At 70.5% G+C, this 13,006-nt stretch carries 11 protein-coding genes and 2 tRNA genes; 6 read left to right on the top strand and 7 right to left on the bottom strand.

The window, feature by feature from the left end:
• The first annotated feature begins 16 nt into the window (after positions 1-16).
• Positions 17-1,027, top strand: a complete 1,011-nt coding sequence (rsgA, locus tag ABT296_RS04985) for a ribosome small subunit-dependent GTPase A (protein WP_351923281.1) — start codon at positions 17-19, stop codon at positions 1,025-1,027.
• Positions 1,028-1,146: 119 nt separating this feature from the next.
• The gene (locus ABT296_RS04990) at positions 1,147-1,470 is read left to right on the top strand and encodes a DMT family transporter (protein WP_351923283.1); all 324 of its coding nucleotides are present in this window, start codon (positions 1,147-1,149) and stop codon (positions 1,468-1,470) included.
• Positions 1,471-1,547: 77 nt separating this feature from the next.
• On the opposite strand, the gene ABT296_RS04995 is transcribed toward ABT296_RS04990, so the two are convergent.
• Positions 1,548-2,156: a TetR/AcrR family transcriptional regulator gene (locus tag ABT296_RS04995; RefSeq protein ID WP_351923285.1), complete on the bottom strand. Its 609-nt coding sequence runs from the start codon at positions 2,154-2,156 to the stop codon at positions 1,548-1,550.
• Between the two features lie 242 nt (positions 2,157-2,398).
• Between ABT296_RS04995 and hisN the strand changes: the two genes are divergently transcribed.
• Positions 2,399-3,199, top strand: a complete 801-nt coding sequence (hisN, locus tag ABT296_RS05000) for a histidinol-phosphatase (protein ID WP_351923288.1) — start codon at positions 2,399-2,401, stop codon at positions 3,197-3,199.
• A 118-nt stretch (positions 3,200-3,317) separates the two neighbouring features.
• Entirely contained in the window at positions 3,318-3,710 is a 393-nt protein-coding gene (locus ABT296_RS05005) for a CBS domain-containing protein (protein WP_351923290.1), read from the top strand.
• A gap of 81 nt (positions 3,711-3,791) precedes the next feature.
• Here ABT296_RS05005 and ABT296_RS05010 read toward each other — a convergent pair whose 3' ends face one another.
• Positions 3,792-5,264, bottom strand: coding sequence for a catalase (locus ABT296_RS05010; RefSeq protein ID WP_351923292.1), 1,473 nt, complete (start codon positions 5,262-5,264; stop codon positions 3,792-3,794).
• Between the two features lie 126 nt (positions 5,265-5,390).
• Here ABT296_RS05010 and ABT296_RS05015 point away from each other — a divergent pair, with 126 nt between their 5' ends.
• Positions 5,391-5,810, top strand: coding sequence for a Fur family transcriptional regulator (locus tag ABT296_RS05015; protein ID WP_351923294.1), 420 nt, complete (start codon positions 5,391-5,393; stop codon positions 5,808-5,810).
• Between the two features lie 122 nt (positions 5,811-5,932).
• Here the strand turns inward: ABT296_RS05015 and ABT296_RS05020 are convergent.
• The 4 genes from ABT296_RS05020 to ABT296_RS05035 form a co-directional block, all read right to left on the bottom strand.
• A tRNA-Met gene (locus tag ABT296_RS05020) sits at positions 5,933-6,006 on the bottom strand.
• A 72-nt stretch (positions 6,007-6,078) separates the two neighbouring features.
• Positions 6,079-7,896: a tetratricopeptide repeat protein gene (locus tag ABT296_RS05025; RefSeq protein WP_351923296.1), complete on the bottom strand. Its 1,818-nt coding sequence runs from the start codon at positions 7,894-7,896 to the stop codon at positions 6,079-6,081.
• Between the two features lie 206 nt (positions 7,897-8,102).
• A tRNA-Met gene (locus ABT296_RS05030) sits at positions 8,103-8,176 on the bottom strand.
• Between the two features lie 41 nt (positions 8,177-8,217).
• Positions 8,218-11,148, bottom strand: a complete 2,931-nt coding sequence (locus ABT296_RS05035) for a UPF0182 family membrane protein (protein ID WP_351923575.1) — start codon at positions 11,146-11,148, stop codon at positions 8,218-8,220.
• 166 nt (positions 11,149-11,314) lie between these two features.
• Here ABT296_RS05035 and ABT296_RS05040 point away from each other — a divergent pair, with 166 nt between their 5' ends.
• Complete coding sequence (locus ABT296_RS05040) at positions 11,315-11,857, top strand: PPA1309 family protein (RefSeq protein WP_351923298.1); 543 nt, start codon at positions 11,315-11,317, stop codon at positions 11,855-11,857.
• A gap of 24 nt (positions 11,858-11,881) precedes the next feature.
• On the opposite strand, the gene ABT296_RS05045 is transcribed toward ABT296_RS05040, so the two are convergent.
• Complete coding sequence (locus ABT296_RS05045; protein ID WP_351923300.1) at positions 11,882-12,976, bottom strand: YlbL family protein; 1,095 nt, start codon at positions 12,974-12,976, stop codon at positions 11,882-11,884.
• Positions 12,977-13,006 lie beyond the last annotated feature (30 nt).

Here is a 13,006-nt window from a genome sequence, read left to right on the forward strand (position 1 = left end):
CGGGCGGACCGGGATCATGCGCCGTTACGGCAAGCACACCGACGAGGACGACATCCGCAGCCGCCCCAACCGCAAGGGCAACCGGCCGCGCACCAACATCCGACCCAAGCACGAGGACGCGGCCGAGGGCCTGGTCCTCACCGTGGACCGGGGCCGGCTGACCTGCCTGGTCGAGGACCGGGTGGTGCTGGCGATGAAGGCACGCGAACTGGGCCGCAAGGCCGCGGTGGTGGGCGACCGGGTCGCCCTGGTCGGCGACATGTCGGGCAAGAAGGACACCCTCGCGCGGATCGTCCGCATCGAGGAGCGCAGTTCGGTCCTGCGCCGCACGGCCGACGACGACGATCCCTACGAGCGGGTGGTCGTGGCCAACGCCGACCAGCTCGCCATCGTCACCGCACTGGCCGACCCCGAGCCCCGGCCGCGGCTGATCGACCGCTGCCTGGTGGCGGCGTACGCCGGCGGTCTGGAGCCGCTGCTGGTGCTGACCAAGTCGGATCTGGCGCCGCCCGACAAGATCCTGGAGCTCTACGGCGACCTGGACATCCCCTACGTCGTGACCAGCCGGGCCGAGCTGGAGAGCGGCGACGCGGCGGACCGGGTGCGCGTCGAACTGGACGGCCGGGTGACCGCGTTCGTCGGCCACTCCGGTGTCGGCAAGACGACCCTGGTCAACGCGCTGGTACCGGTGGAGCGGCGGCGGCTGACCGGTCATGTGAACGCGGTGACGGGACGCGGCCGGCACACGACGACCTCGGCGCTGGCGCTCCCGCTCGACGGCGCGGAGGGCTGGGTGGTGGACACCCCGGGCGTGCGGTCGTTCGGGCTGGCCCACGTCGACCCCTCGCGGGTGATCCACGCCTTCCCGGACCTGGAGGCGGGGACCGAGGGCTGTCCGCGTGCGTGCAGTCACGACGAGCAGGACTGCGCGCTCGACGACTGGGTGGCGGAGGGTCACGCGGACCCCGCGCGGCTGTACTCGTTGCGCCGGCTGCTGTCGACGAGGGAGCGCAAGGAAGGCGACTGACCTCCGCGTTGTTTGTCCCCGCCCGAGTCCGGTAAGGGCATAATCGCACCGAGCCGGAACCGAGTCCGATCAGAGCCTGACGAGCGGTCACAGTACGTGGGGATACGGGAGGACAGCACATGGCGTGGCTGCTGGTCATCGTGGCGGGGATGCTCGAAACCGGCTTCGCGGTCTGTCTGAAACTGTCGCACGGGTTCACCCGGCTCTGGCCGACGATCGCGTTCTGCGTCTTCGCGCTCGGCAGCTTCGGTCTGCTGACGCTGGCCCTGCGGAAACTCGACGTCGGTCCGGCGTACGCGGTGTGGACCGGCATCGGCGCGGCCGGCACCGCGATCTACGGAATGATCTTCCTGGGCGACATCGTCTCCACACTCAAGATCGTCTCCATCAGCCTGGTGATCGTCGGCGTCGTCGGCCTCCAGCTGTCGGGCTCCGCGCACTGAGCGGTCCCGCACCGAGCGGTCCCGCGCGAGGGATCCCGGCCGAGGGTCCTTGCCCGGGGGATCCGTCCCGGGAGCCGTCAGACCGGTAACTGCCGGTACAGCAAGCCCCGTACGAGGTCGCCCACGCCGCCGTCGGCGGGCGGGGCCGAGACGCACGACAGCGCGATCCGGACGACGAGTTCGCAGGAGCGGGCGAGTTCCAGGCTCTCCGCCCGGCCGGCGCCCGGTGCGGCGAGGGCCGCCACCGCCCGGTCACGGACGACGCACACCAGGTCGGCGGGCGAGGGCAGCGGTCCGTCCGCGCGGCGCTGGGCCGGGACGACCGAGGAGGACGGGACGGGCGACAGGACGGGCGCCGGCAGGCGGTCGCTCCAGCAGCCGGTGAGCATGGCGCGGACGAGCGCGTTGTCGCGGGCGGCGGCGGTGGTCCACTCGGCGGTGGCGGCGAGCCGTTCGCGGGCGTCGCAGTGGGTGCCGAGCGCCCGTTCCACTCCCACCAGATACGCGTCGGCCTCGCGCCGTACCAGCGCCCTGGCGAGCCCTTCCTTGCTCCCGAACTCGTTGTAGAGCGTCTGCCGTGACACCCCGGCCGCCGCGGCGACGTCCACCATCCGCACCGCCGACCAGGACCGGCGCGCGAGCGCCGTGTACGCGGCATCCAGCAGAGATTCCCGTGCTGCAGGCATCGTCGCCTCCCAGACCCCCGGCTCTGCGCCCAGATTTGACGCGCGAGGCAGCACTGTCAAGGGGGCCGGGGGGTGGTGGGGGCGCGTTCCGGCTGCGCGCCGGTGCGGGCCGGACCGCCCGCCCTTCGACACGCCGTCGGTTACTCACCCCACAGGACCCCAGTCCGTCGGCCCGCCCGTCGGTTTCTCACCCCCCGGGACCGTCTGGCCCCGTCCGGCCCCCTGCGGATACCGTTCGTCATATGCCGGACTACCTCGACGACCTCCGTCTCGCCCACGTCCTCGCGGACGCCGCGGACGCGGCCACCATGGACCGTTTCAAGGCCCTCGATCTGAAGGTCGAGACCAAGCCGGACATGACCCCGGTCAGTGAGGCGGACCGGGCGGCGGAAGAGCTGATCCGCGGCCAGCTCCAGCGCGCCCGCCCGCGTGACGCGGTGCTCGGCGAGGAGTACGGCATCGAGGGCACCGGCCCTCGGCGCTGGGTGATCGACCCCATCGACGGCACGAAGAACTACGTCCGGGGCGTCCCCGTCTGGGCCACCCTGATCTCGCTGATGGAGGCCGGGGAGGGCGGCTACCAGCCCGTCGTCGGCCTGGTCTCCGCCCCGGCGCTCGGCCGCCGCTGGTGGGCCGCGAAGGGGCACGGCGCCTTCACCGGGCGCAGCCTCTCCTCCGCGTCCCGGCTGCGGGTCTCGCAGGTCGCGAAGCTCGCCGACGCCTCCTTCGCCTACTCCTCGCTCAGCGGCTGGGAGGAGCAGGGCCGGCTGCACGGCTTCCTGGACCTGACCCGCGGGGTCTGGCGCACGCGCGCGTACGGCGACTTCTGGCCGTACATGCTGGTGGCCGAGGGCGCCGTGGACATCTGTGCCGAGCCCGAGCTCTCCCTGTGGGACATGGCGGCCAACGCGATCATCGTGACGGAGGCCGGCGGGACCTTCACCGGTCTGGACGGCCGTCCGGGCCCGCACAGCGGCAACGCGGCCGCCTCCAACGGTCTGCTCCACGACGAGCTCCTGGATCACCTCAACGCGCGCTACTGAGCCTCACGCGCCCTCTTGTTGACCCTTCCTTTGCCTGCCACTCTGAGAACCCCCGCCCTTGTGAACTTGTGAAACAACGAACAAGCGCGGGTACCCCCCTCAGGAGGTGGCTGCATCCATGCTCGTCCGTGACGCCATGAGCACCGTGGTCCTCACCATCGGCCCCACCCACACCCTTCGCCAGGCCGCCGCGCTGATGTCCGCCCGCCGGGTGGGCGCGGCCGTCGTCCTCGACCCCGACGCCGGCGGCATCGGCATCCTCACCGAGCGCGACATCCTCAACTCCGTCGGCCTGGGCCAGGACCCGGACGCGGAGCACGCCCACGCCCACACCACCACGGACGTCGTGTTCGCGGCGCCGTCCTGGACGCTGGACGAGGCCGCCCACGCGATGGCGCACGGCGGCTTTCGTCATCTGATCGTCCTCGGCCGGGACGAGCCCGTCGGCATCGTCTCGGTCCGCGACATCATCCGCTGCTGGGTTCCCCAGCGGCAGCAGATCCCGGCCTGAGCCGGGTACGCGAACGGGCCGGACCCCGATCCCTCGGGGGTCCGGCCCGCTTCGGCAAGCGATCCAGTGCTGGTGGGTGTGTCAGCCGCGCAGGGCCTGAACCGCGGCCTCCAGCCGCTTGCCGAAGTCGTCGTCCGCGGCGCGGAAGTTGCCGACCGCCCGCTCGACGACGTCCTCGCGCGAGACCTGGGCGATGAAGCCGGCCAGGTTCTCGATCAGACGCCCCTTCTCGTCCTCGTCCATCAGGCGGTAGAGGTTGCCCGCCTGCACGAAGTCGTCGTCCTCGGCGTGCACCGGCGCCGGGTGGTTGCCGGTGCCGCCGCCGAAGCCGTCGAAGGGCTGCCACAGCGGGCGGCCGGTCTGCGCCGGGCCGCCGAAGCTGTTCGGCTCGTAGTTCCTCGCTCCGCCGTGGCGGCCGTCGTAGAGGAGGCCGTCGCGGGAGTTGGTGCGCGCCTCGGTGGCGTGCGGGCGGTTCACCGGCAGGTGGTCGGCGTTGATGCCGACGCGGTAGCGGTGGGCGTCGCCGTAGGCGAAGAGGCGGCCCTGGAGCATCTTGTCCGGCGAGGGGCCGATGCCGGGCACGAAGTGGGCGGGGCTGAAGATGCTCTGCTCGACCTCGGCGAAGACGTTCCGCGGGTTGCGGTTCAGCTCCAGCCGGCCGATCTCCATCGGCGGGTAGTCCTCGTGCGGCCACACCTTGGTGAGGTCGAACGGGTTGAAGCGGTACGTCGCCGCGTCCGCCGCCGGCATGATCTGCACCTGCACGGTCCAGCTCGGGAACTCGCCGCGCTCGATGGCCTGCCGCAGGTCGCGCTGGTGGGAGTCGGGGTCCTCACCGGCGATCCGGTTGGCCTCCCCCTGGGTGAGGTTCTTGATCCCCTGGTCGGTCTTGAAGTGGTACTTGACCCAGAAGACTTCGCCGGCCTCGTTGTTCCACTGGTAGGTGTGCGAGCCGTAGCCGTTCATGTGACGGTACGAGGCGGGGATGCCCCGGTCGCCGAAGAGCCAGGTCACCTGGTGGGTGGACTCGGGACTCAGGCTCCAGAAGTCCCAGACGTTGTCCGCCTCGGTCGAGCCCGTGTACGGGTCGCGCTTCTGGGTGTGGATGAAGTCGGGGAACTTGATGGCGTCCTTGATGAAGAACACCGGGGTGTTGTTGCCGACGAGGTCGTAGTTGCCCTCCTCGGTGTAGAACTTCAGCGCCCAGCCGCGCGGGTCGCGCACGGCGTCGGCCGCGCCCAGGTTGCCCGCGACGGTGGAGAAGCGCAGGAAGGTCTCGGTCTCCTTGCCGACCTCGGAGAGGAACGCGGCCCGGGTGTAGCGCGTGACGTCGGCGGTCACCGTGAAGGTGCCGTACGCGCCGGCGCCGCGGGCGTGCACCACGCGCTCCGGGATGCGCTCCCTGTTGAAGTGGGCGAGCTTCTCCAGCAGGAGCTGGTCCTGCACGAGCACGGGGCCGCCGACGCCCGCGGTCTCACTGTTCTGGTTGTCGGCGACCGGTGCCCCGGCCTCCGTAGTGAGCGGTCCCTGCGTCACGTCTGCCTCCTGCGCCATTCCCTGCTGTTCCTGCCCCTCGGCCAAATCCGGTCTCGATCCTACAATGGACAATGTCTAAGTCAAATGAAGTTCCAAAGTCACACCCATTCGGAACCTGGTCTGCTTGCTGTTACGCTGTAGCGCATGAGCGACCTTCTGGAACGGCTGCGCGGACGTGGATGGCGGATGACCGCGCAGCGGCGCGTCGTGGCCGAGGTCCTCGACGGCGAACACGTCCATCTGACGGCCGACGAGGTCCACTCCAGGGCTGTCGCGAAGCTGCCCGAGATCTCCCGGGCGACCGTGTACAACACCCTGGGCGAGCTGGTCTCGCTCGGCGAGGTGCTGGAGGTCGCCACCGACAAGCGGGCCAAGCGGTACGACCCGAACGCGCACCGCCCCCACCACCACCTGGTCTGCGCCCAGTGCGGCGCGATCCGGGACGTGCACCCGACCGGCAACCCGCTGGCCGACCTGCCGGCCACGGAGCGCTTCGGCTTCACGGTCTCCGACGTCGAGGTGACCTACCGCGGCGTCTGCCCGAACTGCGCGGCGGCCGCGTAACGGCTCACGAGGAATCCCCGGCACCGATCTCCCGGTGCCGGGGATTTTTCGTTGGCGGGCCGCCGTCGACGGGAAACACCGAGGGCCGGAACCCTGATCGGGTTCCGGCCCTCGGCCTTGAGTAGCGGGGACAGGATTTGAACCTGCGACCTCTGGGTTATGAGCCCAGCGAGCTACCGAGCTGCTCCACCCCGCGTCGGTGAATGCAACGTTACGTCAAGGACGCGGACAGAGGCAAATCGCTTCCCCGGACCTCCGCCCGGCGCCCTCACGCCGACAGTTCCTCCCGCAGTGCGTCCCGCAGTCGGGCGGCCCGCTCCGAGACCTCACCGGGGCCCAGCGCCACGGCCCGGTCGGCCCAGCGCTGCCCCTCGGCCAGCTCCCCACGACGCGCGTAGACCAGGGCCAGCCGCAGCGCCGCCCGCCCGTGACCGGCGTCGGCGGCCCGTGTCCACCACACCGCGGCCTCGGGCTCGCTGCCCTCCCGGGCCAGCAGCAGCCCGAGGTTGAAGGCGCCGTTGCGCGAGCCGGCCTCCGCCGCCTCGCGGTACCACCGGGCCGCCTCCACGACGTCGCCCCGGGCGGCTGCGAGCATGCCCACCCGCACCTGGGCACGCCGGTGTCCCTGTCCCGCGGCCCGCTCGTACCACTCCTCGCACTCGCTCTTCTCGTGCACCGACTCCCCCAGCTCGTGCGTGGGAGGCGCGGGCCGCCGGGCGTCGAGCACGGTCGCCAGCCGGTACGCGGCCTCCGCGCTCCCGCCGCCGGCGGCGCACCGCAGATGGCGTTCGGCCCCGGCCTCGTCGCCGTCCCGCAGCATGGCGATGCCGACCTGGAGCGCGGCCTCGGTGTGCCCGGCGGCGGCCGCCCGCTCGTACCAGCGCAGCGCCATGGCGCCCTCGGCCCGTCCGGCGAAGAGGATGCCCAGGTTGAAGGCGGCGTCCACGCTCCCCGCCTCGGCAGCCTTGGAGAACCACGGCTCGGCACCCGCGGTGTCCCCGACCTGGAGCAGCAGGATCGCCAGCGCGTTCGCCGCCTCGCGGTGCCCGGCGTACGCCGCCCTGCGGTACCACTGCTCGGCCTGCGCGACCCGCCCCTGCTCGGCGCAGAGCAGCCCGAGGTTGTAGGCGCCGTTGTCGTCGCCCGCGTCCATGGCCGCCCGGTACCAGCGCTCGGCGGTCTGGGTCTCGCCCCGCTCGGCGTGCAGGGCGCCGAGCGCGTTCGCGGCGTTGCCGTCGCCCTCCTGGGCGGCCCGCAGCCACCACACGGCGGCGCTCTCCTCGTCGCCGGCGTCCCGGAGCAGGAAGCCCAGCGCGCAGGCGGCCCGGGCCTCGCCGTCCTTGGCGGACGTCAGGTACCAGCGGCCGGCCTCCTTCAGCTCCCCGCGCCGCTCCAGGATCGCGCCGAGCTGGAGCGCGGCCCTGCGGTGTCCGCGCGCGGCGGCCTGCCGGTACCACTGCTCGGTCTCCGCCGCGGTGTCCGCGACGGCGGAAGGATCGCCTCCGACACCGTTGTCGCCGTCGGCCTCCCCCGCGGCCCTGCGGTCCAGGGCGCGCGCGAGCCGGTACGCGGCCTCACGGTGCCCGCGCTCCGCCGCGGCCCGCATCCACCGCTCGGCCCCGGTGTCACCGCGGTGCTCCAGCAGATCGGCGAGCGCGTACGCGCCCAGCGCATGCCCCTGCTCGGCGGACTGGCGCAGCCAGTACTCGGCGGCCGGTTCGTCCCCCCGCTCACGGTGGTACCGCCCCAACGCGTGGGCGGCGGCGGCCGATCCGGCGACGGCGGCGATCCGCCACCAGCCGGCCGCCTCGTCGGCGTAGCCGCGCTGGTGGAGCAGAACTCCCAGATTGTTGGCGGCCGCACGGTCCCCGGCGGCGGTGGCGGCACGCAACTGGGGCTCGGCTCCGTCGAGATCACCGCGGCGCAGCAGCAGCGCGCCGAGCACGCTCATCGCCTCGGCGTCGCCCGCGTCGGCCGCGAGCCTGAGGCGCAGCTCCTCGGCTGCCTCACCGGCTTCGTCCCGGTCGGAAGACTGCACAAAACGCCCTGTCTCCAACAGAGTTGCCTTGTCCCCCATAACGTCCATCGTCGCACCACCTGCAACCTGGGTACACCTGGTATACCGCAGCCAGTGAGGTCACTTCAGCGTTTTGTCGACATGCCCACAGAGAGACAAGTCAAACACAGATCGGCCAACTCCCCACAGCGGCACGGCCGCAGGCACCGCCCGGCACATGCGTTCGCACATCACGAAGGCCCGGATCCTGTGAGGATCCGGGCCTTCGCTTTCAGTAGCGGGGACAGGATTTGAACCTGCGACCTCTGGGTTATGAGCCCAGCGAGCTACCGAGCTGCTCCACCCCGCGCCGTTGTGAATCAACCGTATCACGGCGCGGGGCGGGCTTGATCAGCCGCTGTCGGGGCTGGCGGTGGGGCTGGGACTCTCCCCGCCCCCGTCGCCGTCACCGGACGCCGCGGCCTCGGCGTCCTCGGCCCGCCGCAGGGCGTCCTCCAGGGCCTCCTGCGCCTTGCCGTAGGCCTCCCAGTCGCCGTCCTTCAGCGCCTGCTGGCCGTCCTCGAAGGCCTTCTGCGCGTCGTTGAGCGCCTCTTGGACCGTCGGGTTCTCGTTGGTCGGCGGTGGCGTCGGCTCCGGGGTGTCGCCGCCGTCGTCCTCCGGCGGCTCGGGTGTCGAACCCTCGGCTGCGAAGACCTTGTCGAGCGCCTGGTCCAGGGTGTCCTCGAAGGCCGTGCTGCCGCCGTAGGTCACCAAAACCTTGCGCAGCAGCGGGTACTTGAGGCCGCCACCGCGGACGTAGACGGGTTCGACGTAGAGCAGACCGCCGTCCAGTGGCACCGCGAGCAGGTTGCCGTACTCGACGTTGGAGTCGCCTCTGCTGAGGAGGCTGATCGTCTCGGCGATGTCCTGTTCGGAGTTGAACTGGCTCTGGACCTGTTTGGGTCCGTTGACGGTGGTGTTCGTCGGCAGTTTCAGGATTCTGATCTTGCCGTAGTCGGTGGTGCCGGCCTCCGCGTCGACCGCCATGAACGCACTGAGGTTGTCACGGCCGTTCGGTGTGAACGTCGTGGTCAGTGAGAACGCCTGCTCCTGCTGGTCGGGCATCTTCATGCTCAGGTAGTACGGAGGCACCGCGTCGCCCGCCTTGTTGGTCGGGTCGTCCGGCACCTGCCACACCTCGCTGCCGCTGAGGAACGTGGTCGCGTCGTCCACGTGGTAGCGGGTGAGCAGCTCGCGCTGGACCTTGAACAGGTCCTGCGGGTACCGCAGATGGGCCATCAGCGACTCGGAGATGTCGCCCTTGGGCTCCACGGTGTTCGGGAACGCCTTCATCCAGGTCTTCAGGACCGGGTCCTGGGTGTCCCACTCGTAGAGCTTGACCTCACCGCTGTACGCGTCGACGGTCGCCTTCACCGAGTTGCGGATGTAGTTGACCTGGTTCTGCTGGGCCACCACCGCACGCGAGTCGTTCGTCGCGGTCAGCGAGTCGGCCGTCGTGTCACCGAGGGTCGTGCGCGAGGCGTAGGGGTATCCGTTGGTGGTCGTGTACGCGTCGACGATCCACTGGATCTTGCCGTCGACGACCGCCGGGTAGGCGTCGCCGTCGATGGTCAGCCACGGCGCGACCGCCTCGACGCGCTCCTTGGGGGTGCGGTTGTAGAGGATCCGCGAACCCTCGCCGATCGCGCCGGAGTACAGGATCTGCGGCTCGCTGAACGCCACCGCGTACGCGGCACGGTTGATCGGGCTGGAGAGGTTGACCCCGCTGTTGCCCTTGTAGCTGTAGGTCTTCTCGCCGCTGTCGTCGGAGTAGTCGATCTCCTTCTGGGGACCGCCGACGATCGAGTACGTGTCGGTCTTCTCGCCGTAGTAGACGCGCTGCTGGTACTCGCCGAGGTCGCCCTTGGAGGGCAGGTCGGACTCGGTGAAGACCGGGCGGCCCTGGGAGTCGGCGCTGGTTCCCTCGGCGGCGACCACGCCGTAGCCGTGCGTGTAGCGGAAGTGGTCGTTGATCCAGTTGTTCTTCGGGATGCCGTCGAGGTTCAGCTCGCGCAGACCGATGACGGTGTCCTGGTCCTTGCCGTCCTTGCTGTACCGGTCGACGTCCAGGTTGGTCGGGAAGCCGTAGTAGTTCCGGATCTGCTGGAGCTGCTGGAACGTCGGCGAGACCACGTTCGGGTCCATGATGCGGATGCTCGCCGCCTTGTCGACGTCGTCCCGCAGCTTGGCCTTGTCGCCCGTGGCGCTCTGGCCCGAGTACTCGGTGACCTGGGCGTCGTCGATGCCGTACGCCGCGCGCGTCGCCGCGAGGTTCTTCTCGACGTAGGGCGCTTCCTTGGCCTGCTCATTGGGCTGGACCTGGAACTTCTGGACGATCGCGGGGTAGAGACCGCCGATGAGGATCGCCGAGAGCACCATCAGGCCGAAGCCGATGACCGGAAGCTGCCAGGTCCGCCGCCACAGGGTGGCGAAGAACAGCAGCGCGCAGATCACCGCGATGCAGAACAGGATCGTCTTGGCCGGCAGATAGGCGTTGGCGTCGACGTACCTCAGACCGGTCCAGTTGTCGGTGGCCTTGAAGTCGCTGGACTTCACGGCCAGGCCGTACCGGTCGAGCCAGTAGGCGACCGCCTTCAGCGCCACGAAGATGCCCAGCAGCACCGACAGGTGCCCGGTGGCCGCCGCGGTGGCGCGCGCTCCGGGGCTGGTGACGCGGAGCCCGCCGTAGAGGTAGTGGGTCAGCGCGGCCGCGATCAGCGAGAGGATCGCCGCGGCGAAGCCGAAGCCCAGCAGGAACCGGTACCAGGGCAGGTCGAAGGCGTAGAAGCTCACGTCCAGCTTGAACTGGGGGTCCTTCTGGCCGAAGGACACGCCGTTGACCCACATCAGCCAGGTACGCCACTGCCCGGAGGCGGAGGCGCCGGCGATCAGGCCGACCAGCGCGGTGATCCCGAGCAGCAGCCACCGCTTGTACGGCGCGATGCCCATCCGGTAGCGGTCGAGGCTCTGCTGCTCCATCGACATGGCGCTCAGCGGCGGGCGCAGCCGGTGGGCCAGCCAGATGTTGAAGCCGACCGACGCGGCCATCAGCAGGCCGAAGACGAAGAAGAGACCGATCTTCGTCCACAGCGTGGTGGTGAAGACGGAGGAGTAGTTCACCGACCGGTACCAGAGCCAGTCCGTCCAGAAGCCCGCGAACATGGTGAACGCCATGCCGAGTACGGCAAGGACGCCCAGCGTCATGAGCAGGGTCCGGACACGCCGGGACGGGCGGCCCACTCTGATCCGTGGCCCCGTCGGGCCTCCGCCGCGGTCCGGCATCTGGAAAGCCAAGGTGCGCACCTCGAAAAGCTCGCTGTCGATCCGTCAGGCCCTCGTCGCGTCGGACCCTCCGGGGGGCCTCGTGATCGTAGGCCCACACCTATGCAACTTACTCACGCTTTACTCGGTTCCCGATTCCGGGTGGGAACGAGGCAGGATTGTGACCATGTCCAACACTCCCATGGCGGCGAGCCCGCTCACCCGGGCCGTACTCGAGATCGACGAGTACGCCTCCGGCCTCGGCTGGGACCAGCCCGCCCGACTGTTCGCCCTCGTAGACACCGCACGGTTGCGGGCCCAGGAACCCGGCCTCGCCGCCCAGCTCGGTCTGGAGGACGGGCAGGAGACCTCCGGCCTGACCCCGATCGAGCAGGACGAAATTGGAACGGGCAAGGCGCTCGATGAGTTCCTGGCCACCATCGCCTGGCCCGACGCCGTGGCCGGCTGCGCGCTCACGGTCGAGCGTCTGATGCTGCCGCCGTCCGCGGAGGCGCAGGTTCCGCAGGATCTCGACGAGGCCGCCCTGACGAAGTGGGTGGCGCGGCACCCCGAGCGTCAGGAGGTCCGGATGACGGTCGCGGTGCTGCGCGACGGCAGCCGTGACTCGGCGCTGCGGCTGCGCGAGAAGGACTCGCCGACGGAGGTCCTCACCGGCAAGGACCTGGTGCCGGGTCTGGCGGAGGCACTGGCCGCGACGTTCGAGGAGTAGCCGGGCGGCCGACCGTCTCCCGGATCAGCCGGCCGAGCACTTCGGCAGGTCGGCGGTGTCGCCGGCGCGGATGTCCTTGAGGGCGCCGAGCGCGTCGTCGATGGTGCCGACCTTGACGAGGGTGAGCCCGTCGGGGATGTCCTTGGCGGCGGACGCGCAGTTGTCGGCGGGCGTGAGGAAGTACTCGGCGCCCTTGTCGCGGGCGCCGACGGTCTTCATCTCCACTCCGCCGATGGGGCCGACCTTGCCGTCGTCGTCGATCGTGCCGGTGCCGGCCACGAAGGCGCCGCCGGTGAGGCTGCCCGGGGTGAGCTTGTCGTAGATGCCGAGCGCGAACATCAGGCCCGCGCTCGGCCCGCCCACGTCGGCGAGCTTGATGTCGATGGTGAACGGGAAGGTGTGGTCCGTGCCCGCGGAGATCCCGACGATGGCGCGCTTCTCGCCGGTGTCGTCTGAGGCCGCGGTGGTGATCCTCACCTTCTGCGTCCGGGTCGCCTCGCGCTGCTCCTTCTCGGCCGCCGCCTGTTCCTCGGCGGGCACGATCGTGAAGGTGACCTCGTCGCCCGGCTGATGCTTCGTGACCAGTTCGGCGACGTCGGCGGGCTCCTCGACGGCCTTGCCGTCCACGGCCTTGATCACATCGCCGGCGTGCAGCCGGCCCTCGGCCGGGGAGTCCTTGACGACGGTGGAGACGATCACCCAGGACTGCACGGGGATGTCCAGCGCCTCCAGGGCGGCGACCTTCGCGCTCTCCTGGGACTGGCTGAACTCCTCGGCGTTCTCCTGGGTGGACTGCTCCTCCGTCTTGCCGTCGGGGTAGAGCGTCTCGTGCGGCACGACCTTGTTGTCGTGCGCGAGCCAGCCGTAGACGGCCTCGACGAGGTTCATCCGGTAGTCGGCGCTGGTCACCCTGACCGTGGTCATGTTCAGGTGCCCGCTGGTCGCGTAGGTCTTGCGGCCCGAGATCTGGAGCACCGGCTCGCCGTCGTGGTCCCCGAGCGTGTTCACCGTCGGCCCCGGGGACATCTCCGAATACGGCACGGGGATGAACACTCCCGCGCACAGGAGCGCGATCAGCATCAGGGTGGAGGCGAGCATCGTCGCGGTGCGGCGTGGCATGCCTCGACAGTACGGGACGCTCCTGTCAGC

This window comes from Streptomyces sp. NPDC000983 (genome assembly GCF_040299205.1).
Classification (GTDB): domain Bacteria; phylum Actinomycetota; class Actinomycetes; order Streptomycetales; family Streptomycetaceae; genus Streptomyces.